At 69.5% G+C, this 21,085-nt stretch carries 18 protein-coding genes; 3 read left to right on the plus strand and 15 right to left on the minus strand.

Annotated features, from left to right (window positions below):
* Window positions 1-34: 34 nt before the first annotated feature.
* Window positions 35-1,120 carry a hypothetical protein gene (locus AB0B94_RS07745; protein WP_357269823.1) on the plus strand — a complete coding sequence of 362 codons (1,086 nt, stop codon included), beginning with the start codon at window positions 35-37 and terminating at the stop codon, window positions 1,118-1,120.
* 191 nt (window positions 1,121-1,311) lie between these two features.
* Here the strand turns inward: AB0B94_RS07745 and AB0B94_RS07750 are convergent, their stop codons facing one another.
* From AB0B94_RS07750 to AB0B94_RS07765, 4 genes are all read right to left on the minus strand, one after another.
* Window positions 1,312-1,854 carry a hypothetical protein gene (locus tag AB0B94_RS07750; protein ID WP_357269826.1) on the minus strand — a complete coding sequence of 181 codons (543 nt, stop codon included), beginning with the start codon at window positions 1,852-1,854 and terminating at the stop codon, window positions 1,312-1,314.
* Window positions 1,855-2,038: 184 nt separating this feature from the next.
* Window positions 2,039-2,863 carry a helix-turn-helix transcriptional regulator gene (locus AB0B94_RS07755; RefSeq protein ID WP_357269829.1) on the minus strand — a complete coding sequence of 275 codons (825 nt, stop codon included), beginning with the start codon at window positions 2,861-2,863 and terminating at the stop codon, window positions 2,039-2,041.
* A 106-nt stretch (window positions 2,864-2,969) separates the two neighbouring features.
* On the minus strand, window positions 2,970-3,323 hold the full coding sequence (locus AB0B94_RS07760; protein WP_357269832.1) for a hypothetical protein: 354 nt from the start codon (window positions 3,321-3,323) through the stop codon (window positions 2,970-2,972).
* A gap of 199 nt (window positions 3,324-3,522) precedes the next feature.
* Entirely contained in the window at window positions 3,523-4,782 is a 1,260-nt protein-coding gene (locus tag AB0B94_RS07765) for a glycosyltransferase family 4 protein (protein ID WP_357269835.1), read from the minus strand.
* A gap of 29 nt (window positions 4,783-4,811) precedes the next feature.
* Between AB0B94_RS07765 and AB0B94_RS07770 the strand changes: the two genes are divergently transcribed.
* Entirely contained in the window at window positions 4,812-6,509 is a 1,698-nt protein-coding gene (locus tag AB0B94_RS07770) for a tetratricopeptide repeat protein (RefSeq protein ID WP_357269838.1), read from the plus strand.
* Between the two features lie 212 nt (window positions 6,510-6,721).
* On the opposite strand, the gene AB0B94_RS07775 is transcribed toward AB0B94_RS07770, so the two are convergent.
* The 5 genes from AB0B94_RS07775 to AB0B94_RS07795 form a co-directional block, all read right to left on the minus strand.
* Window positions 6,722-8,617: a CocE/NonD family hydrolase gene (locus AB0B94_RS07775; RefSeq protein WP_357269841.1), complete on the minus strand. Its 1,896-nt coding sequence runs from the start codon at window positions 8,615-8,617 to the stop codon at window positions 6,722-6,724.
* A gap of 206 nt (window positions 8,618-8,823) precedes the next feature.
* Window positions 8,824-9,402: a TlpA disulfide reductase family protein gene (locus AB0B94_RS07780; protein WP_357269844.1), complete on the minus strand. Its 579-nt coding sequence runs from the start codon at window positions 9,400-9,402 to the stop codon at window positions 8,824-8,826.
* The gene (locus tag AB0B94_RS07785; protein ID WP_357269847.1) at window positions 9,399-9,833 is read right to left on the minus strand and encodes a hypothetical protein; all 435 of its coding nucleotides are present in this window, start codon (window positions 9,831-9,833) and stop codon (window positions 9,399-9,401) included. The genes AB0B94_RS07780 and AB0B94_RS07785 overlap by 4 nt, the downstream gene beginning before the upstream one ends.
* An 85-nt stretch (window positions 9,834-9,918) precedes the next feature.
* Window positions 9,919-11,964, minus strand: a complete 2,046-nt coding sequence (locus AB0B94_RS07790; protein WP_357269850.1) for a M6 family metalloprotease domain-containing protein — start codon at window positions 11,962-11,964, stop codon at window positions 9,919-9,921.
* Window positions 11,965-12,142: 178 nt separating this feature from the next.
* The gene (locus tag AB0B94_RS07795; RefSeq protein ID WP_357269853.1) at window positions 12,143-13,060 is read right to left on the minus strand and encodes a dihydrodipicolinate synthase family protein; all 918 of its coding nucleotides are present in this window, start codon (window positions 13,058-13,060) and stop codon (window positions 12,143-12,145) included.
* A gap of 255 nt (window positions 13,061-13,315) precedes the next feature.
* Here AB0B94_RS07795 and AB0B94_RS07800 point away from each other — a divergent pair, with 255 nt between their 5' ends.
* Window positions 13,316-14,545, plus strand: coding sequence for a helix-turn-helix domain-containing protein (locus tag AB0B94_RS07800; protein ID WP_357269856.1), 1,230 nt, complete (start codon window positions 13,316-13,318; stop codon window positions 14,543-14,545).
* Window positions 14,546-14,623: 78 nt separating this feature from the next.
* Here the strand turns inward: AB0B94_RS07800 and AB0B94_RS07805 are convergent, their stop codons facing one another.
* The 6 genes from AB0B94_RS07805 to AB0B94_RS07830 form a co-directional block, all read right to left on the minus strand.
* Window positions 14,624-15,709, minus strand: coding sequence for a branched-chain amino acid aminotransferase (locus AB0B94_RS07805; RefSeq protein WP_357269859.1), 1,086 nt, complete (start codon window positions 15,707-15,709; stop codon window positions 14,624-14,626).
* A gap of 197 nt (window positions 15,710-15,906) precedes the next feature.
* On the minus strand, window positions 15,907-17,178 hold the full coding sequence (locus tag AB0B94_RS07810; protein WP_357269862.1) for a CehA/McbA family metallohydrolase: 1,272 nt from the start codon (window positions 17,176-17,178) through the stop codon (window positions 15,907-15,909).
* 152 nt (window positions 17,179-17,330) lie between these two features.
* Window positions 17,331-17,861, minus strand: coding sequence for a S26 family signal peptidase (locus AB0B94_RS07815; protein WP_357269865.1), 531 nt, complete (start codon window positions 17,859-17,861; stop codon window positions 17,331-17,333).
* A complete protein-coding gene (locus AB0B94_RS07820) occupies window positions 17,858-19,645 on the minus strand; it encodes an ABC transporter ATP-binding protein (RefSeq protein ID WP_357269868.1) in 1,788 nt (595 codons plus the stop codon). The genes AB0B94_RS07815 and AB0B94_RS07820 overlap by 4 nt, the downstream gene beginning before the upstream one ends.
* A 134-nt stretch (window positions 19,646-19,779) precedes the next feature.
* Window positions 19,780-20,325: a TlpA disulfide reductase family protein gene (locus AB0B94_RS07825; RefSeq protein WP_357269871.1), complete on the minus strand. Its 546-nt coding sequence runs from the start codon at window positions 20,323-20,325 to the stop codon at window positions 19,780-19,782.
* 49 nt (window positions 20,326-20,374) lie between these two features.
* On the minus strand, window positions 20,375-20,938 hold the full coding sequence (locus AB0B94_RS07830; RefSeq protein ID WP_357269874.1) for a MauE/DoxX family redox-associated membrane protein: 564 nt from the start codon (window positions 20,936-20,938) through the stop codon (window positions 20,375-20,377).
* Between the last annotated feature and the right edge of the window lie 147 nt (window positions 20,939-21,085).

Consider the following 21,085-nt stretch of genomic DNA (forward strand, 5'->3'; position numbering starts at 1 on the left):
CCTCTCCGACATGTTCCCGTCGACTGGAGGACAGATGCGTCTCCGATCGTTCGTCACCGCAACACTGGCCGCCGTCCTGGCCGCCGGCGCGCTCACGCCGCCCGCACCGGCCGTGGCGGCCACCGCCGACCGCTGGGGCTTCGCGTACGTCAAGGACCCCACGGTGGCGGCCTGGACCGTGCTGGACACCAGCCGGCAGTGGGGTAGCTGGAAGACCGCGTTCCCGGCCGCCTGGGCCGACGGCATCAAGCTCGCGCCCGGCCGGTTCCAGGTCCGCTTCCCGCAGATAGGTGCCAGCTCACGGGGCGTGCCGCACGTGACCCCGGTGAACCGGACCGGTCACTACTGCGAGGTGGTCCGCTGGTTCCAGTCCGGCGCCGACGAGATCGTCGACGTGCAGTGCCACAAGCCGGGCGGCACGCGCGACGACACCCCGTTCACAGTGCTCTGGACGACCAGCTCGGGCGTGCTGCCGGCCGGCACCTCCCACGCGTTCGTGCAGTGGACCAGCGGCCTGGTGGCTCAGTCGTACAACTCCACCGGTGTCGTGAACACGGTCGGGCCGTTGGGCGTCGGGCAGTACCTGGTGCGGCTGCCCGGGGTGGGACTAGCCGGGGTGCTCGCCGGCAACGTGCAGGTCACCGCCGTGCAGCCGAACGCCGGCCCCCGCCGCTGCAAGGTCTACTCCTGGAGCGCTGTCGGCACCGGTGTGCAGGTGTACGTCTTCTGCTACGACCAGGCCGGCGCGTTCATCAACACCGACTTCGTCCTCTCGTACCACCGTCGGCGGCCGGTGATCGGCTCCCTCGGCCCGCCCTCGTACTTCGGCTACCTGGGTACCGCCGTCGGCGGGCCGACAAACGACAACTCGGTGCTCGGTGTCGGTGCGAACACGGTGGCGCCGTTGGCGCCCGCCGGCCGCTACCTGGCGACCTTCCCGCAGGTCGGCATCAAGGAGACGCACGCCCAGGTGGTGGCGCAGGGCGCTGGGAGCAACTACTGCCACCTCACCCAACCCTGGACGTACACCATTAACGCCGACGTCGACGTCATCTGCTTCGACAACACCGGCGCAGTCATTCCGCACCGCTTCCTGGCCACCTTCACCTCCCGGCTCTGACGTCGGGCCGCGCCGGCGGTGGCGGACCCGCTGCTGCCGGCGCGGTAAAGGCCCCGCGTTCGTGGTAAATCCGCCAAGTCTCCGAGTTCCGGCGGACCCGAGCATCTAGAGCCGGGCGCCTCGCGTAGCCCGCCTGGTTGTCCATCGAAGCGTCGCGATGCTGAGGCCACAGTTCATTCGAGGCCACCGGCTCATCGTCCCGCCAACTCACGACAGCCGCGACAATCTTCCCGTTCGGACCAACTTCGTCGCTTCAGGTCGGCCGGCTCCAACCGGGCCTGGTCGAACTCTGTGCGCACCGCCATCCGGAACTGCCAGATCGCCTCGGCGAACTCGTGGTACGCGTGGTGGTATTCCCCGGACGAGAGCGTCACGCCCGACCGGATCCTGTTCCGCACCCCGACCAAGCCGTGGTATGCCATCTCCCCGGCCTCGACGATTTCTTTGGTACCGGCGACGAGTAGACGTTCTCGCGCGGTAAACACGTTGGCCTCGTGGACAACGCGGCTGGCGGAACGGAGGCAATGCGACGCGTCCTCGTCGCTTTGGGCGATTTCGCGGAGGGCGTTGTGGGCCTTGTCGAGCGCCACGGCAAAGTCCAGGTAATAGCCGATGCGCTCCCCCTCACGGCTGCGTCGACGCTCGGCACGGTTGTGCTGTACCTCCACGCTCACCGCACTGGCGAGGGCAATAGCGGCTCCACAGATCGCACCGACGAACGCTATCCATTCCACGTCTTCAGTCTCCGCCGGTGATGCCCAGCCCGCGATCCGTTCCTGTCTCCAGTATGGCTGGAGTCAGGAAACACCGGCGGAGCGTGTTACCGGAACACCGGCCGGATTACCGACTGATCCAGACGACACAGAGGCCAGCCTCACTGCCGTCTCTGCGCGTCGCGCAATGTGTCGCCGCCGGGCCTTACTCGAAAGGAAATCCTTGCTTCTCACAGTCGCGGCACCGTTCACGGTCCGACCAGTCTCGCCGGCCAAGGGCATCCGGGGTCAACGGCGGCTGTCCCAGGTCGGCCCGCAAAGCCATCCGGAAGGTCCACAGCGCCTCGGCAAACGGGTGGTAGACCTGATGGTAGGCCGCCTCCTCTAAATGCGCCCCGGTCCGGATCGCGTCCCGAACCGCGACGAGCCGCAGGAACGCCGCTTCGGCCGCGCCCACCAACGGCACGGCACCCAGCACCAGGAGCCGCTCACGGAGCGCGTACACCCGTGCGCCATGGAGCGCCTCGTTGGCCGGGTCACGTCGGGCCGAGGGCGGCAGGTCGGCACGGGCGACGGCGCGCAGGGCGTTGTGCGCCTCGTCGAGAGCGAGCATGAACGCGACGGCAGTGGCCGACGAGACCGGCAGCTCAGCCTCGGCGAATGGCTCGTCTGTGCGGTGCTGAAACATCGCCACGTCGCGGCGACGCTGGCGAGGCCACTCGAGCGGCGCATCCCGCGCGGGATCGCGTGATTCCGTCCGTTCGGACGGGTGCGGGTCACGTAGCTGCGCCCGCGCAAGCTTGGCCAACGCGCCGCCGGTCGCCAGCGCCTCGTCGCAACGCTCTGCCAACTGGATGTTGCCCGGTGCGCGGCCTGTCTCCACCTTGCTGAGATAGCCACGGCTGTAGTTGACTTTTCGGGCGAGCCCGGAGAGAGACAACCCGGCCGCCTTCCGGCGTCGGCGGAGGCACTCTCCCAGCCTTTCCACGGTGTCGTTAAGCGATTCGCGTCCCTCGTCACGCGCGGCCATCATGTCGCAGCGTCGCCTTGGCAGAACACATCGTAACTTTATCAAGGTCAACCTTCGTACGGCGGTGGTCCAGCGGCCGGAGGTGACCGCCGGACCACCGTCACGATCAGCACACGGGCGTCGACACCTGGGCCGCGACCAACGAGGAGTGGATGAAGCCGCCCGTCGGGGCACTCACCCTGAACCAGCGGTTGGACGCGTAGTTGGAGCTCGGCGGGTAGACCCACTGGGTATCGGTCCAGCAGACCATCGTGACGGATGTGCCGTTGCCGTAGTACCCGTTGGACGAGCACCCGGTGCTGGCGCAGCTTCGGATGTTGGCGCCTCCGGAGTTCGAGCTGATGTACGGACCGGCGGCGGATGCCGGCACGCTCGTCGCCGCCACGAGAGCCCCTGCCGCGCCGAAGATCGCTGTCATCCGCCCGAGACGGCGGCGGAAGGCAACACTGGTTTCTGACATCGCGCACTCTCCTCTGCACCTTGGACTGGCAGGAGAACCAGCCACCTGCCAATGAGCGTCAACCGTCCTAACCTCTTTCCGGAACGTGTTTCCTGTTGCATCCGACAGGAGGAGACAGCGCACGTTCATCCCCGCTGGAACCTGATCAGAGGCCTCCTATGTGCGGCCGCACGCTAGAACAGACAACGGTGGTCAAGCTTCAGCCCTTGTCTGGCATCTGTGCTCGGATCGCCGATCCGAGCGTCGCGACCGTCGCTGACCAGGTGAAGCGTTGGAGCAGCAGCTCGCGCAGGCGGTGGACCTCGGCGAAGGCGGTGGGCAGGTCGTCCAAAACTCGCTGCACCGCCTTCGACCACATCCGGATGTCACGGTCGCGGTCATCGGTGATGTCTACAATCAAGCTGTCCGCAGAGGTGCCCAGTTGTTCCCGAAGCAACTCCGCCAGCCCGCTCTGGGCGCTGGCGAGGATCGGAGTGCCGACCGCGAGCGCCTCCCACGCCGCCAGACCGAAGCCTTCAGCCCGGGACGGCATCAGTAGCAGCGCCGCACGGCGAAGGTCCCGGCGCACCGCCTCGCCGTCTTCCGAAAACGGGCGTACGTCGACTCGACCTCGGGCCAGGTCGGTAAGGCCGACGAGCGTGGCGCGCACCTGCTCGCACTGCTCGGCTGGGGCGCCGCGAACGTACAGCAGCGGAGCCGGGCGGTCGGGCCTGTCCGGCAGTGTGGCGACAGCGCCAGCCGCGATGTCGAGGCCCTTGAGTTCTATGTCTCCGGTACGTCCGAGGACCATCACATTCGCGCGTACCGGAATCCGGCGTGCTCGGTCGAGGGAGCCCGGATCGAGACCTGGGTCGAGGCGGAGCACAGCGCGACCACCGTAGCCGTCGTCGAGGAGATGTGTGGCGTACCGGGTCAGGCGGGGGCCCACACCGACGACGACATCAGCCTGTCCCGCCAGATCCACTGTGTATGCCTCGCGCGCCTCAACCCGGGCGGAGACCTCGCCGCTATCCTTATACGGTTCGATCTCAGCGGGGGCGGTGTGCACTACGTGGACCATCGCGGCGACACCGAACTTACGGGCGTAGAGCCAGCCGATGTGCCCAGTCACGCGGTCATGCCCTACAACGACGTCGGGTCGCCGCGCGACGATCTCAGCAACTGGCAGGTGGAGGTCCGGACCCGCAGGCGTACGGTCGGCGACGAACAGCCGGACGCCACATCGGGCGGCGTCCGCGCGCTCGGCATCCGTGGCCTGCGCAACAAGGCACAGCACAGCGTCACCGCACCCGGCGAACGCGACGGCCAGAGCTCGGTTGAGCACGGAGATGCCACCTTTTGCAGGCGACCACTCGTCGCACACGAACAACATGGTCAGCGGTGACTCGGTCATGGCGGCAGCCGACCAGCACAAAAGAATGAATTCAACACCGATCGAATGAAGATCGTTTGGAGTCACTGATGCCGGATGAGGCAGCGTGGCGGACCATGGCCACCGGGCTGGTGACCATCCGGGACGTCATTCGCAAGGTCAACCGCGGTTGCACCCGGTCGGTCGAGCGCGCGGCGCTGACCAAGGTCGCCGACAGCGTCGCGTTCGTGGGGCTCGGCCCATCCTCACCGAACCGCGCGAGCTGGATCGTCGGACGCATCCGAGGTCGCCTTCTCGACCTCGAACGAGCCGCGGCCGAGTCAGCCGCGGACCGGGCGATCCGCTGCTGGTCCCGATACATCGACGAGGGCCTGACCCCTGTTGAGTTGTACCGCGCGCATCCCCACCTCATCCTGAACGACACACCCACAGACCGGGCTACTGCCCAGCGGCAACGGGTGCAGAGCCTCATGTGGGCTGGCGGCGCACGGGGTGACAAGGATTCCCTCCCGGGCGTCCTGAAACTCGCCGCCGAGCTGCGCACCGCGCTCTCCACGGATCTACCCGACGGACCCCGAATGGACGCCACGACCTTCGGATACGAGTGGGAGCGCCTATCCACCGCGGCACCGGCTGGCCGTGACCTACTCCAGGTGCTGGCTCGGCTGGCTCCGGGTCACCCGTTTCCGAACTCCCTGCTGCGCGAGGCTGGTGACTGTTTGCCCGGTCTCGCCGAGGTCGCATGCGCTTCCCCAACCGCGCTACGAGAGACGTGCACAGCGCTGCGGACCCGGGGCTTGCTGGACATAGACGGCGATCGCGTATCAGTGCCGACGACTGTCGCCGTCCACGTGAGAGACCAGGTGACGCCTAAGCAGGATGCTCACTGGACCGCTGCCGTGCTGCGCTTCCTCACCCATGCACTGCGGCCCGACACCCACCACAGCGACTCATGGACCGAGTGGGAGTCCGGGCACCCCCATGTACTGGCCGTATGCCGGGCGGCGGAGCGGCACCAGGTGCAGCTGAATGATGTTGCCTACCTGCTCGACCGTGCATCGGTGTACGTGCGCGAGGGTGTCGAGGACCCGGACGAGGCGACCGTGCTCGCGGATCGGGCCGTCGCGATCGCCCGAGCCGTGCAGGATCGCGAGCTGATTGGCGACAGCCTCGGAAACCTGGCGCTGGCACACCGCGCTGCCAATCGGCTAGCAGATGCCGTCCGTACCTCGACGGAATCGCTGGACCAGGTCGCTGCGGCGTACGGCACCGACCACGAGACATACGCCGAGAGCCTCACGGTGCATGCCAACATCCTCGCCGCAGCAGGACGCGCTGCAGATGCCGGCGGGGCTCACGAGCAGGCGGTCGGAATCCTACGGACGTTGTACGAGACACGTGCGACGGACCACATTCGGGGTCTGCTGCTCGACGCCCTCAACGACCACGCGGGACACCTGCTCTCCGGCGGTACGCCTACCGCTGCGGGTCGGGAACTGCTGGAGGAGGCGAACGAGCTGGTGCGACGTGGCGACTACGGCTGGACGCAGATCACGATGAACCTCGCCCGGGCGTGCCGCGCGGCCGGTGAGCTGACTGAGGCACGCGACTACCTTGAATCCCTGCGGGAATACTGCGTCAAGACCAAACTCAGTGGATCAACCACCCATGTGTGCGCCGTGGTGGACCTGGCCGAGGTTTACAGCGATCTGGGCGACCCCCGCGCCGGCCCCACGCTGCGCGAAGCACACCGCCTCGACAACGCGCTGGCAAACGCCCTGGATCGGCCGCTGCGCCACGGCCGGAGTAGGTGAGACACACCAGCGACCCTGCGTCCAATCACCAGGTGTCCCATGACCAACCGCCGAGCCCTCGACCATCGCCGCCAGACCCGGGCGGCATTACCGGCGAAGTTTCGTCAGGTGTCGACAGCGGGAGGGCCCGGCGATCGCCGGCCTCCGCAGAGGGGTTGATCGCCGGGCCGCCCCGAAGACGAGCCGCTCGCGGCGGCCCGCTGGTCAGCCGGTCAGAGGCCTGCGGCGTGCGCGGCGGCGGTGCCGCCGACCACAGGTAGGACGATGTTGCTGCTCTTCAGGGCGACCTGAAGATTCGCGGCGGTGGTGTCCGCCTGGCTGGAGTACTGCGGGTAGCTGGCCACGATGATCACGCCGATCCGGTGGCCGGGCTTGAAGACGTAGTCCTCCGGCAGCAGCTGGAAGCTGAAGTTGTACGACTCCCCCTGCACCAGCGGCACGGCGACGCGGATGGACTGCCGGTTCTGGGCGTCCATGATGCCCTTGGTGACCAGCTCGTAGTCGGCCGTGGCCACCCGCTTGGTGGTCTGCTTGTAGCAGCCGTCGTCGGTCGGGCTGCTCTGGCCCCAGCAGTCCTCAGTGGTCAGGGTGATGATTCCCTCGCCGGAGGCCCGGTGCGCGACCCGCTCGTCGGTGCCGTAGTCGACCAGGATCGCCCCGAGGTTGGTGTCGGTCTGGTCGGCGGAGGCCCGCAGTTGCACTGTGGGTGTGCCGGAGATGTGCAGTGGCGCGGAGAGCGGCGCGGAGAGGAAGGCCAGCCGGTTGGGCTGCACCACGTCCGGGTTGAGGATCATGGTGTTCTGGCTCTGCGTCCGGCTGTCCTGGAACGCCCCGGTCGCCGGCTTCGCGGTGGGCACCAGCCCGAGACCGCCCGCGCCGGTGGTGCCGGGCTGCAGGAACACCTCGGTGTCGGCCTTGCCGGGGATCGGCCAGTCGGCGTGGGTCTCCCACACGTCGGCGGCACGCTCCAGGTCCACCCGGGGCTCGTCCATGATGCCGTTGGCGACGCCCTGCAGCCAGAAGTCGAACCACCGGTGCAGCGTCGACACCCACACCGCGCGGCGCGAGTCGAACGGGTCGACGTGGCCCTCCTGCGACAGCCACAGCTTGCGCGGCACGTTGTTCTCCGCCAGGGCGTACCAGAACTTGCTGAAGTGGTCCGGCCGGACGTTGTCGTCGTTGAGGCCGTGGTAGAGCAGCACGCTGGCGGTGACGTTGGGGACCTTCTTGACGTAGCTGCGCTCGTTCCAGAAGGACGTGTAGTCGCCGTGCTCGTCGCCGTCGGCGGCACCTATCGCGTCGCGTACCGGCTTGCAGTAGTCCCGGCGCTCCGGGTTGGTGACCGTGTTGGCCAGCGACGACACGTAGCTGTTGCCACGGGTGACCACGCCGTTGCTGCGCACGTAGTCGTAGTACTCGGTCGGCCCGCTGATGGGCACGACGGTGGTCAGGCCCTTCACGCCGGTCACCGCCGTGGCCATGGCCAGCGAGCCGTCGTACGACTTGCCGATCATCCCCGTCTTGCCGTTGTGCCAGTCGGCCTTGACGACCTCGCCGGCGGCGTTACGGGCGGTGGCCCGGCCGTTGAGCCAGTTGATGGCCTGCTTGGCGCTCAGGTTGTCCTGGTTGGCGTTGGTGGTGGGGCAGCCGGTGGAGTTGTTGGTGCCGACCATGTCCAGCAGGATGACCGCGTAGCCGCGCGGCACGAAGTAGTTGTCGTAGAACAGCGGCCACTTGTCGAGCAGCCCGTCGCCGTCGAGGTCCGCCTTGCATTCGGACTCGTTGCCTCGGCAGACGGTCGAGTAGTAGGGGCTCGCGTCCATCACCACGGGGGCCTTGAGCCCCTGCGCGGTGGCCGCCGGCCGCATCAGGTCGAACGCGATGATGTCGCGCAGACCGTCGTTGTCGCTGTCGAAGGTGGAGTCGATGAACAGGCGTTCCCGGATGGCGTCGGCGTAGCCGAACACCGGCTGGGTGACACCGTCCTGGACGACTATCGACGGCGGGCCGTCCGCCGCCAGCGCCTGCGGCGCCGCGCCGAGGGCGGCGAGCACAGTCGCGGACAGTACGGCCACGCCTGTGCGCCAGCGCGTTCCCACTGTAGGCATGCAGTCTCCTTGATGTGTCCGAGGCTGCGTACGCTACGAGCCGGTCGTCTGCGCCACCACCTGCACGTGTAGGAACTTCGCCGGGTCTGGTTCGACGGGCTGCGTCCCTCGCCCGGCGGGCAGGCGCGCGCCGGGCGGGGGAAGACCTCGGTGCGACGCCGACCGGTGCCGGGTCGGCGTCGCACCGAGGTGTCTGGGTGACGGAACTACGACTGGCCGGCCAGCACCAGCTCCCGCAGCCGCCGGTCGAGCGTCGGGGCGTCCAGGCCGCCCGGCCAGCCCCGGAGCAGGGCGCCACCCTTGGCCACCAGCACGACGGTCGGCGGTTCCCGCACGGCGTACGAACGCCAGATCGTCTGCTGGTCGTCCAGGACGACCGGGTACTCCACCCGGTGCTCGCGGAGGTAGTCCTGGACCTCGTCGGCCTGGTCCGCGCCGGCCACGCCGACGAAGACCACCCGGTCCCGGTAGCTGCGGGCCAGCTCACTGAGGGCGGCCTGGTTGCTGGCGCAGGTGGTGCACCAGGAGTTGAAGAAGGTGAGCACGACGGGACGCTGCGCCCACAGCTCGGCGGCGACGAACGGTGTGCCGTCGGTCAGCGCGCCGGTGAACGCCGGGGCGGCCGGGGCGGTGCCGGGCGCCGGGCGCAACGCCAGGTCGGCGGGGACCGGCCCGGGCAGCGCCGCCGCCCCTCCGGCGGGCGTCGGCGCGGGAGCGGGCTCTGGCGTGCTGCACCCGCCCAGCAGCGCCGCCGCCAGCAACAGCGGCAGAAGTGCCCGCCTCATGACGGGACCACCGCCACCAGCGCCGGGCCCTCACTGTTGTCCGGCGTCAGGTCGAGCGCCGGCCGGCCGTCCACCTCCAACCGGTAGGAGGTTCGCTGCGGCACGCGCACGCCGACGGCGAACTCGCAGTAGGTGGGCAGGCGTTCGACCCCCAGGTCCTCGGCGAACGCGGCCACCGCGGTCCCCGCCGGCAGCTGCCCGCTGGCCAGCGCCGCTCCGTCCGGGTCGAGCACACGGAACGGCGCCCGGTTGTGAAAGTGCTGGTACGGACCGGTGCCGGCGCAGTCCACGCCAGCGGCCCGGATGTTGATGTCGCGAACCAGGACCCGGACGGTCGTCGGATCGACAGCCTCCTGGGCGGCGCCGACGGTGCCGCAGCCACTCGCGCCGGCCAACAGCAGGGGCAGCAGAGTCGTGATGCTTCGCCGCACGTCATCCTCCTTCCGTCCGCCTGCCGGGTCCGTGGCGGCGTGGGGCCGCGGACCCGGCAGGCACGGGGTCAACCTCGGGCGTCGGTCAGGACTTCTCGACCCGGCACTGCTTGGTCACCGTCTTCGTCGGGTCGCTCTCCGAGGTCGCGGTGAGCTTCACGAAACCGGTGTTCGCGGCGGCGGCGGTGGCACCCACCGACACCGTGACGGTGGTGGCCTTGCCGAACTGCGCGGTGGCGAGCTGGTTGGGCAGCCAGGTCCGCCAGCCCTTGCCGGCCACCTCCGCCGACAGGCGGTAGACGTCCGACTTCAGGTACGCGCTGACGTTCTCCGGGTGCTGCTGCCCGCCGGCCGAGTAGGTACCGGTGTTGGTCAGCTCGAACGAGCAGGTCACGCCGCGGTTGGTCGGCTTGCCGCCGCTGCTCACCTCACCCTTGCCCAGCAGCACGCCGTGGCTGCTCGGCCCACCGGTGCCGTCCAGCGAACGCACCGCGACGGTGTAGGAGAGCGAGCCGGACGAGTCCCGCTTGAGGTCGATGATGTAGAAGTGCAGTCGGTTGGCCTCGTCGACGTACTCGTACTGGCTGCCGGTGTCCGCGCCGGCGTGGAACAGCGCGTCGGAGAGCTGCCGGTAGTCGCCCATGGTGATCTTCTGCGGGGTGCCGTCGGGCCGGTAGAAGTCGATCATGTCGATGTCCTGCGGGTTGGCGTCCACCACCCACTGGAACGGCGCGCTGTCGGCGTTCTTCGTCTTGCTCACCAGCACGCCGCTGTCCGGGGTGAAGGAGTCCGCGCCCATCCGGTCGACGACCTCGACCGTGTAGTTGTTGAAGTTGCCACCGTCGCACAACGGGTCGGTGGTGACCCCACAGGTCGGCGACAGGTCCTTGTTCAGCGCGATGTTCACGCCGCTCAGACCCTTCGGGCCGGCGTCGACCGCCCGGGCCGTGACCTGCGCGACCACCAGGCCCGAGGAAGCCAGCGACTCCCGCGACAGCCGCAGCACGTGCTCCTCACCGAGCAGGCCGATCTTGAGCTTGTCCCGCACTGTGTGCAGCGAGCCCATCGAGCCGCCGTTGGTCGGCGGGATCTGCCAGCGGGTGTGCGGACCGCCCGGGCCGTTGAACGACCCGCGCGACATCATGCTCCAGATCCCGGTGTACGCCCTGCGCAGCGGCTCGCCGTACGGGTTGTTGTAGTTGTCGCCGATGCCCAGCAGGTGGGTCAGCTCGTGGGCGTAGACGCCCATGCCGGAGCTCTCCCCCTGCGTCGAGGAACCGCCGCCGGCGTTCGGCCACAGGGTCGCCGCCGCCTTCCACGAGGTCCAGTCCACGTAGCGGGTCTTCGCCCAGTTCGGCAGGTTGGGGTCCGGCGGGCCCCAGGCGTCCGGCACGTCCTCCTTGTTCTGGAAGATCATCTGCCCGAACTCCTGCCAGGTCGACGACTCGTCCTGGCCGGCGCTGAGGATGAACACCAGCTCGTACTGGTTGGCGACCTCCTCGCCAACGGCGGCCCGCCAGGCGCCCAGCCCGTCGGTGCGGATGTTCTTGCCGCACACGTCCCCGCTCGGGCAGGCGCCCGGGTTGAAACCGTTGTCCAGCCCGTACTGGTAGGACTTGGCCGGCATCTGGTACGGCCCGAACCCGGTGAGGTCGACGCCGTAGCGGCCGTTGGAGTCCTGCATCCAGTACTCATGCAGCGTGTGGCCCTTGTTGAGGGTGTTCGGAGTGTTCAGGAAGTCCTGGTAGAACTTCGGCACGTCCGCCCGGGGAATGTTCGTCGCGACGGACTGCGGGTTGCCGAAGACCGTCGAGCGGGCCCGCTGGGAGACCGCGAACGTCTCGTCCGGATAGTCGAGCGCCACCAGGGCGATCTTGAAGTTGCGGACCGAGCCGGACACGCTCGGGTCGGCCCAGTTCTTGCCGGGCACGGCCTTGTAGTCATTCCAGGTCATCGTGTCCGGGTTCTGCCAGACCTGCGGGTCGAGGACCTGGAACGGCGCGGTGCCGCCGGCCGGGTTGGCCGGGGCCGCGGCGGCCTGCGCCGCACCGGTCGCCACGAGCGTGGTCACCACGGCTGCGGCCAGCACGGCCCGCCTCAGCCGGGTGCGGTGGGGGGTAGCACGGTGCACGGAACCACCTCTCGTCGGAGGGAACGCGGCGCTGGCGTCCCGGTGGGGGTGCCGTGGAACATCTGTCAGCAGGCCGCGCAGCGAATCTAGGAGTACGGGCCGGTGCCGGTCACTGTGCAGATGTCGGCAGGTGGGCCTGCGACTTCCGACACCTGAATGACCGACGCCCACCCGCAGATCAGTCACTGCCGGCCCCGAAAGTCGGATCGGCCGCTGTCGCGAGGGCCCGCAGCACGTCACGGCGCACCCGGTCGACGGCAGACCCGGACAGCGGTCCGCGCGGTGGGCGGCACCGCCCACCGAACCGTCCGGCGCACTCCATGGCGAGCTTGACGGCCTGCACGGCTTCCGGTCGAGAGGCCCAACCGAGGATCGGGTGCAGCTCGGCGTAGAGCGGCAGCGCCCGGCCCAGGTCGCGGGCGACGCACAGCTCGTACAGGCGCGCGGCCTGGCGGGGCAGCGCGTTGGGCAGGGTGGCGACCCATCCGGTGGCACCACACAGCACCAGTTCGAGCACCACGTCGTCGGCGCCGACCAGCACGTCGATGTGCGGGCAGAGGTCCCGCAGGCGATGCAACCTGCGTACGTCGCCGGTGACCTCCTTCACCGCGACGATCCCGTCGATCTCGGCGACGGTTGCCAGCAGGTCCGGCGTGAGGTCCAACCCGGTGTCGTACGGGTCGTTGTGGGCGACCACCGGCAGGCCGACCGCCGCCACCTCCCGGTAGTGGGCGACCACGTCGGCGGCGCGAGCCGCGGGTGCGTCGGGTGGCAGCGCGAGCACGCCGTGGGCGCCGACCGCGGCGGCCTGCTCCGCCCAGCGACGGGCCTGCCTGCTGCCGTAGCCACCGACGCCCGGCACCACCACGCAGCCGGGTGGTGCGGCCTGCACCGTAGCGCTCACCACGGCGGCCCGCTCGTCGTCGGAGAGGGCCCGGTACTCCCCCATCGACGTGCACGGCGCGACCCCGTGGCACCCCTCGGCGGCGAGCCAACGGACGTGTTCCTGAAGCTTGTCGAAGTCGACCGACAGGTCAGCGCGAAACGGCGTGGTGATGGCGACCAGCACGCCCTGCCAGGGCCTACCAGATCCCACTCGGCAATCCCCTCCCCACCGGCGCCGCCCGTCATCCCACCCGCACCGTGCGCGGCGGCGCTGGTGCGATCCGTACCGGAACCCTAGGAACGTCTGTCGTCCCCGGTCTTCGGACAGATGCCGGAACCGTCGCGACGCCGCCCGTCTTTTTGTCGTGACTTCGACAGTGGACCTTGCGCGATGACCCACCCGCACCGGAGGGTAAGGACTGGCGGTCGCGCGATCCCTGTCACGCAGCGCAACCTGGGGAGTTACATGCACGGTGAGCTCCAGCGAATCGTCGACGCCGTCGCCGCCCGGGTGGGACGACCCGCCCTCATCGAGGACCGGCGACAGCGGGTGGTCGCCTACAGCGAGCACGACGGCCCGATGGACGACGTCCGCCGGACGTCGATCCTGCGCCGGCAGACGACGCCGGAGGTGATCGCCTGGTTCCGGGGCATGGGGGTGCTCACGGCGCACGCGCCGGTCCGCACCCCCGCGTGCGCCGAGCTGGACCTGCTGGCGAGGGTCTGCGTGCCGATCCGACACGACGACCTGCTGCTCGGGTTCGTCTGGTTCATCGATGCCGACGGTTCGATGACCGACGCCGACATCGCCACCGCGACCGGCCCTTTCACCGACCTGTCGCTGGCCCTGTACCGGGAGAACCTGCTCGGTGAGCTCGCCGCGCAGCGGGAGACCGAGGCCACCCGCACCCTGCTGGTGGAGAGCCGACAGGCGCGCGAGCACGCGGCGCGGGCGCTGCTGGAGGAGGGCGTGGTGGTCGCCGACGGGCTGACAGTCGCGCTCGTCGCCCAGCTCGTGCCGGCCGCCGGACGCCAGCCCGACGAGGTGGCCCGGATCGCCCTGGAACAGGCCCTGGTCACCACCCGCCGGTGGATCGGGGTGCGGGAGACGCTGCACCTGGTCTGGCACGACCACGGGGTGCTGCTGGTCTGCGGCGACCGGATCGCCGGCCGCCCCTCACCGGAGGCCTCCGCGGGGCACCTCAGCGACGCGTTGCGCACCGCGACCCGGGGCCTGGCCTCGGTGGAGCGGACGGTCACCGGGATCGGTCAGCCGCGCGCCGGGCTGGCCAGCGCGGTGGAGTCCTATCAGGAGGCCGCACACGCCGCCCGGGTCGGTACGCAACTGCCCGCGCTGGGCGGGGTGGTCTCCTGGGCCGGCCTGGGCATCTACCGGGTGCTGTCCCAACTGGACAGCCAGCACCTCGACGTCGCTGGCGTCCATCCCGGGCTGGAGCGGCTGCTGCGCGACGACGCCCACCAGGTGTTGCTGGAGACCCTGGAGGCCTACCTCGACCTGGCGGGCAACGCGCACGCCACCGCCGAGAAGCTCCGACTGCACCGGACGACCCTCTACTACCGGTTGCAACGGGTGGAGCAGCTCGCCGGGACCGACCTCAAGGACGGCAACGAACGGCTGTGCCTGCACCTGGCCATGAAGCTCGGTCGGCTCACCGGCCATTACCGCACGTCGTGACGTCGCCGCTCGGCCCCGGCTGCCATGTGGACGGCAGCGTCATCCGGGCGCCCGTGGGGAGGTCTTCGACGGTCCTCGTCACACGAGGCGGGTCATCCAGCCGTACGGGTCGGCGGCCCGGCCGTACTGGATGTCGAGCAGGTGGCGGCGCAGCCGCATGGTCACCGAGTCCTCCGCGCCGGCCTTCGCGGCCGTCACCTCGCCGCCCTCCCAGACCAGGCGCCCGACCGGAGTGACGACGGCGCCGGTGCCACAGGCGAACACCTCGGTGATCGCGCCGGAGGCCACACCCTCCTGCCATTCCCGGATCTCCACCGGGCGCTCCTCGACCTCCAAGCCCAGACCCTTGGCGAGGACGAGGATCGAGCCCCGGGTGACGCCCTCGAGGATCGTGCCGAGTTCCGGGGTGATGATCCGGCCGTCGGCCGTGATGAAGTAGAGGTTCATGCCACCGAGCTCCTCCACGTAGCGGCCCTCGGCGGCGTCCAGGAAACAGACCTGCTCACATCCGTGCTCGGCGGCCTCGACCATCGGCGCCAGGCTGGAGGCGTAGTTGCCGCCGCACTTCGCCTCGCCAGTGCCGCCCCGGGCCGCCCGGGTGTACTCGGTGGAGAGCCAGATGGAGACCGGCTTGACGCCACCGGAGAAGTACGCGCCGACCGGGCAGGCGATCACCATGTAGGTGATCTCCTGCGCCGGGCGGACCCCCAGGAACGGCTCGGACGCGAACATGAACGGCCGCAGGTAGACGCTGTATTCGTCCTCGTCCGGCACCCACAGCTGATCGGCGCGGACCAGCCCTTCGACCGAGGCCATGAAGTCCGGCACCGGCAGTTCGGGCAGTGCCAGCCGCCGGGCGGACCGGGCGAAGCGCTCGCCGTTGGCTTGCGGTCGGAACGACCAGATCGAGCCGTCGCGGTGCCGGTACGCCTTCATCCCCTCGAAGATCTCCTGGGCGTAGTGCAGGACGGCCGCCGCCGGGTGCATGAGGATCGGACCGAAGGGGATGATCTCGGAGTCCTGCCAGCCGCCGTCCGGCCTCCACACCGCCCGTGCCATGTGGTCGGTGAAGTACCTGCCGAACCCCGGATTCGCCATGATCTCGGCTCGCCGCTGCGCGCTCGCCGGGCTCGGATTCTGGTGCAACGGGAACGACAGGCTCATCGCCGGGTCCTCTCCATGGCCGCATCCCTGGGCGCTCAGGTCACCGAGAACGATCACGCAGGGGACGATTGTCGGGTGACAGGGTGCAGAATACCGACCGTGTCGTCGCCGGTCGTGGACAGACTGAAGCCGGTCCCGGCGCGGCCGGCGCAGCAGCCTGCGGCTGGCCCGCGGCGCCGGGACCGGCACCTCGACGGTCAGGGCCGGAGCCACCAGGGGCTGGTGTAGGCCACCGCGAAGTCGTTACACGGGTGGCCGGCCGGGCCGGGGGTGCCGTTGGGCACTGACGGGTCGGAGATCCGGAGCACCACCCAGTCGCCGTCGGTGACGTTGAGCGGCACTGTGAAGTCGCTGACCTGGCCGTTGACGGTGTCGATGACGTCGACGACGGTCGGCGCCGAGGTGCCGGGACGGAGGACCTGGATCCGCAGGGGTTTGCCGTCCCAGGCCGAGCCGCGGTCCAGATCCAGCAGGAACCGTACGTCGCCGGAGGCCACGTTCAGCACCCCACCCATGCGTACGCCGTTGGCGGTGGCGTCCACCCGTAGGCCCGAGACCCGCGTGGCGAAGGAACGGCGGGCGGCCATCGCCTCGAACACCGCCGCTCGGGTGTTCTCGGCGACCCACAGGCCGCTGCGGCCCTTGCCCTCGTGGAAACCCCAACTGGTGCCGTGTTCGTCGGTGACACCGGTCAGAGCCGGCCGCCAACCGGCGTTCAGGCAGGCCACCAGCGGTGACGTCACACCCGACGACCAGCCCTCGAAGAGGAAGTCGTCGGTCCGGTTGAACATCTCCAGCCCCACGAGCTGATCGCGGACCGAGGCGTTGAAGGAGAAGTTGTTGAACCGGCCCGCCTCCCGACCGGGGTGGTTGAAGCTCGCCAGACCCCCGGGACGGCCGGCGAGCCAGTTGTACAGGCTGCCGGGGCTGCCGGCCCGCAACAGGTCGGCGAAGTCGGAGGTGTTCCAGACGTTGATGTGCCCTTGCAACGGATGTGACCACTCGAACCCGCGGATCGCTGTGAACTGACCCGGGTCGTTGGCCGCGTTGGCGAGATCACCGGTGGTCCGCCACTCGGACGAGCTGAGCCCGTCGATGGCGAAGAGGGTGGCGTGATCGGTCAACGCGGCGACGTCCAGACCGGCCTCACGCATCGAGGCGAACGCGGTCTCGGCGCTGCCGTCACCGTCCGACATGACCGTGTGGTTGTGCATGTCGGCGTGGACCAGCGTCGTGCCCTGGGTGATCAGGGATGACCGGCCGGCGCCGACCGCGGCGGTCGGGGCGCCGGCCATCGTCGTGTTGGTAGCCCTGGCAGCGGTCGGCAGCGCGGCCAGCATCAACGTTCCGCCGGCACCGGCCAGGAGCGCCCGTCGGCCGAGGCCTGCGGGGATCTCGACCTGGCCGTACGGCACGTCGTCGTCGGATCCGTGGTCGTGGTGGCAGTGGTGTGGGTGATGTCCCGTCATGCCTTAATGGATGTGGATGGATCTGTCCGAGACGTCAAGCCGAGTCGTCGGTCAGGCGAACACTGCGGTACGCGGAGTGAGCCAGGGAGATGGAGACGCCCATGGCCGCTACTCGTGTGGCACAGAGCTGCCCACGCCGTCCGCGTTTCTCGTCAATGCCGTGAGGTGGGTCGCTGACCGACATGGTGGACAGCGTTCGACGGGCGGGCCGGGCGATCCACTAGCGGCACCCCGAGCACACGTTCCACCGGCACCAGGCCGATGTGCCGCGAGTCGAAGCTGGCCCGCTGGTTGTCCCCGAAAACAACCAGATGCCCAGACGGCACGGCCCCACCGACGCCACTGGCGACGGGTATCGGGGTCGGCGGCAGTGGATCGCCCGGTACGGCGGCCACCCGTTTGATCATCCACCGTCGCAGGGCCACGGCCCGCGCCGGCGCCGTTCCGATCACCGGACCCCGCGCCCATCCCCCGGCTGCGTCCGGTTGCTCCACCACAACCACCTGCCCCACCCTGACGCCGCCGAGGCGACGGACGAGGATGCGTTCGCCCGAGGCGTAGGTGGGATACATGCTGTGACCGTGGATCGTCACCGGGACCAACCCTCGTCCCAGGTGGATGATTGCCAGACCCACCGCCGCCAGGGCCCCGAGCAGGGAGCCGATCCACCACACGATGGTCACGACAGCCTCCCGACGTTCGGGGCACCAACCGCGGTCTCTGCCCCTGACAACAGCGACGACCTCTCCGCCGGCTGGTAACCGGCGGCCTGCAGTGCGAAGAGCTGGGCGTACGCGCCGCCGGCAGCCACGAGTTCCTGATGAGTTCCCTGCTCGACGACCCGGCCGTCGTCGAGCACGGCGATGACGTCGGCGTCTCGCACCGCCCCGAGCCGGTGCGAGATCAGCACGCTCGTCCGCCCGGCCCGCTGACGGCGCAACGAGCTGTGGATGTGATGTTCGGCCTCCGGGTCCAGCCCGGCCGACGGTTCGTCGAGGATCAGCAGGTCCCGATCACCACGGAGGAAGGCCCGGGCCAGGGCCAACCGTTGCCACTGCCCACCGGACAACACCACGCCGGTATCCGGATCGCTCTTCTCGGACTCCATGAAGAAGATCCGTGACAGCAGCGTGTCGTACCCCCGCGGCAACCGATCCAGCCGCTCGTGTATCCCGGCCCGGCGGGCCGCCGCCTCGACTCTCGCCGGGTCATCGAGGGCCGCCAGGTCGCCGAGCGCGATGTTCTCGCCGGCGGTCAGGTCGTACTCCATGTAGTCCTGGAAGACCGCGCTCACCCGCCGCCGCAGCTCCCCCGGGTCCAGTTCGCGGATGTCTCGGCCGTCCCAACGGACGCTGCCTCGCGTCGGGTCGTAGAACCGGCAGAGGAGCTTGACCAGTGTCGACTTTCCCGCGCCGTTGAGGCCCACCAGTGCGAGGGAACACCCGGCCGGTATGCGCAGCGTGAGCCCACGCAGCACCCACGGATGGTCGTCGGAGTAGCGGAACCACACGTCGCGCAGGTCGATGCCGTACGTGAGCGCGGGGAGCGCGGGCGGGCCAACGGCCACCGGCAGGTCGGGCCCCGCCGTGGTGACCGCGAGGTAGTGGTCGAACATCAGTGCCGCGTGATGGGTACGGGAGACCTCGGCCGCGAGGGTGCCGAGCGCCCCCTGCACGCCCGCCACCGCGGCGACGAAGACGGTGATGTCCCCGACCGACAGGCGGCCCTGCCGGGCAGCGTCAACGGCCCACAGCAGGCCACCACCGGACACGACGGCGGCCAGCAGACCCAACCCGGCCTGAGTGACCAGTTCGCGCCGGTCCATCGACCGCTTGACGGCGTTGCCGGTACGGCGGTCGGCGAGCATGCGTCGAAGCAGGAATGTCCCCGTATCGAAGAGGCGGATCTCCTTGGCCGCCTCCAGGCTGGAGAGCATCCCGCTGTAGAACATCTCCCGTCGTTCGACCGGTCCGATCTCCCAGTGCATCCGCGCCCGCCTTCGCGCGAGCGCCAGCTCACCAAGCAGCGTCGGCGCTCCGGCCACCAGCACCAGCCCCGTCATCAACGGGCTGATCAGAAACATGGTGCCGAGGAAGCCGGTGATGGTGACGGCGGACCGTCCGGCGCCGAGAACCCCGTCGACGGCCTGGGTCGGCATCATCGCGGCTGACTGTTGGGCCAGCCGAAGACGATCCAGGAACACCGGATTCTCGAACGGTCCGAGCCCGACGAAGCGACCCACCGCCTCGAACAGCCGCCTCTGGGCGGCGAGCCCGGCGGCGCGGTCGAGTTCGGCGCGAAGGTACTGGCCCAGTTGCGGCAGCACCGCCGAGACCACTCCCGCAGCGGCCAGGCCCGCAGCGAGCGCGACCAGTCGGCCTTGGGTGCTGCCCTGGACCACACCGTCGAGCACCAGCTTCGCCAGCCAGGCCAACACCACGGGCACCGCTCCGGCGATGAGCGTCATCCCGACGTATCCGGCGAAGGTAACGGGTGCGGCCGATGCCGGGAGCGCGCACGCGGCCAAGAGGTTCCGCACTCCGACCGGCCCGCCGCGGGTACCCCGCCTCTTGAGGCCCGCACCCCGGGACGACAGTGGATTCATGCCGGTACGGACGCGGGCTGGTCGAGCCGGATCCGGTCGGCGGTGATCATGACCCGCCCGTCCCGCTCAGGTGCCACCATCACGACCGTCGGAAACGCGGTCACCTGGAACGCCCTGCACAACGCCCCGTCAGAGTCCTGCACGAACACCCGGGCGACCGGTCGCAGGGCCTCGACGTAGGCGTCGGCGTCGCTCAGCTCCGCGGCGACGACGACCGCAATCGCCCGATCACGCCTGCCCAACGAACTGCCGGCGTACGAGACGAACTCCGGAAGGCGCTTCTCACAAGGCCCGCAGCCGGGCGTGAAGAAGGCGACGAGGGTGTCGCCGGTGATCGAGTCCCGCTCCACCGGCTCGCCGTCGACAGTGACCGCACTGAACTCGCCCACCTCGTCGCCGACACCGAGGGACGCGGGTGACTGTGAGAGGCCAGCCAGCGCGGCCGTGTGCTCGCGAAGCCGTCTGATCACCCCGATGGTGAGGAGCAACTGCAACGCGCAGACCGCCGCGAGCAGGACGACGACCGCAGTGAGGACTGACATGGACCACTCCCTTGATGAGCCGGGGCGGTGTGTGCGCCCGGGTGCTGAATCAGCCTTGGGCCCTGCTCCCCGTGCCGGCGGAACGCCAAGGGCGTACCGGCGACGGCCGGAGCAGGTCGAGAATGTCGTCGAGGGTCACGACGACCACTCCGGCGAGGAGGCCCGCGAGCATCGCGACCGCCGTTCCGCCGGTGCTGCCGCGGGCGGCGGTCTGCGTACCGAATGCCGCGACCAGCGCCGCCGCCGCGAGGGCCCCGTTGCGGACGATGTGGCGACGCCCGAACGGGACTGCGGAAGCGCCAAAACAGCGACAGGTCGCGGAGACGCCGCGACGCCGGGTCAGCGCAACCACGATCGCGAACGCGACCAACAAGAACACCGCGAGGGCGTATGCCGACTCAACCGCGCGCACCAGGAGCAGGCCACAGACTCCAAGCTCGCCAGCGACGACCAGCCACGCCATCGGTCGAACCCAGCGGCTTGGCAACAGGCCGAGATCGCCCACCGACGTGACGAATTCGCGGAACGAATGCCGACCGACCAGTTTCGTCCACGACGACACGACGAAGATCGTTCCGAGGAGGCACTGAACTCCGATTGCGAGATAGACCACAGTTGCTCCCTCTGCTGAATTGTTCGCGAAGCGGGGCGTGGGGCGTGCCCGGGGCGAACTTGTCGTCGAACGCCTCGCCCTGGGCGAACGCGTGGTGGATCTCCTGCTCGCGTTCGGCCATCCCGACCCGGACGTCCTCCACGAAAC

Origin of the sequence: Micromonospora sp. NPDC048986 (assembly GCF_040649335.1) — a bacterium.
Lineage (GTDB): Bacteria > Actinomycetota > Actinomycetes > Mycobacteriales > Micromonosporaceae > Micromonospora > Micromonospora alfalfae.

What these genes read in the sequence shown, in the direction of transcription:
- AB0B94_RS07800 (WP_357269856.1), top strand. Translation starts at nt 13,316, where the DNA reads ATGCACGGTGAGCTCCAGCGAATCGTCGACGCCGTCGCCGCCCGGGTG.
- AB0B94_RS07825 (WP_357269871.1), bottom strand. Translation starts at nt 20,325, where the DNA reads ATGTCAGTCCTCACTGCGGTCGTCGTCCTGCTCGCGGCGGTCTGCGCG.
- AB0B94_RS07760 (WP_357269832.1), bottom strand. Translation starts at nt 3,323, where the DNA reads ATGTCAGAAACCAGTGTTGCCTTCCGCCGCCGTCTCGGGCGGATGACA.
- AB0B94_RS07780 (WP_357269844.1), bottom strand. Translation starts at nt 9,402, where the DNA reads ATGAGGCGGGCACTTCTGCCGCTGTTGCTGGCGGCGGCGCTGCTGGGC.
- AB0B94_RS07775 (WP_357269841.1), bottom strand. Translation starts at nt 8,617, where the DNA reads ATGCCTACAGTGGGAACGCGCTGGCGCACAGGCGTGGCCGTACTGTCC.
- AB0B94_RS07810 (WP_357269862.1), bottom strand. Translation starts at nt 17,178, where the DNA reads ATGACGGGACATCACCCACACCACTGCCACCACGACCACGGATCCGAC.
- AB0B94_RS07745 (WP_357269823.1), top strand. Translation starts at nt 35, where the DNA reads ATGCGTCTCCGATCGTTCGTCACCGCAACACTGGCCGCCGTCCTGGCC.
- AB0B94_RS07805 (WP_357269859.1), bottom strand. Translation starts at nt 15,709, where the DNA reads ATGAGCCTGTCGTTCCCGTTGCACCAGAATCCGAGCCCGGCGAGCGCG.
- AB0B94_RS07755 (WP_357269829.1), bottom strand. Translation starts at nt 2,863, where the DNA reads ATGGCCGCGCGTGACGAGGGACGCGAATCGCTTAACGACACCGTGGAA.
- AB0B94_RS07770 (WP_357269838.1), top strand. Translation starts at nt 4,812, where the DNA reads ATGGCCACCGGGCTGGTGACCATCCGGGACGTCATTCGCAAGGTCAAC.
- AB0B94_RS07820 (WP_357269868.1), bottom strand. Translation starts at nt 19,645, where the DNA reads ATGACGCTCATCGCCGGAGCGGTGCCCGTGGTGTTGGCCTGGCTGGCG.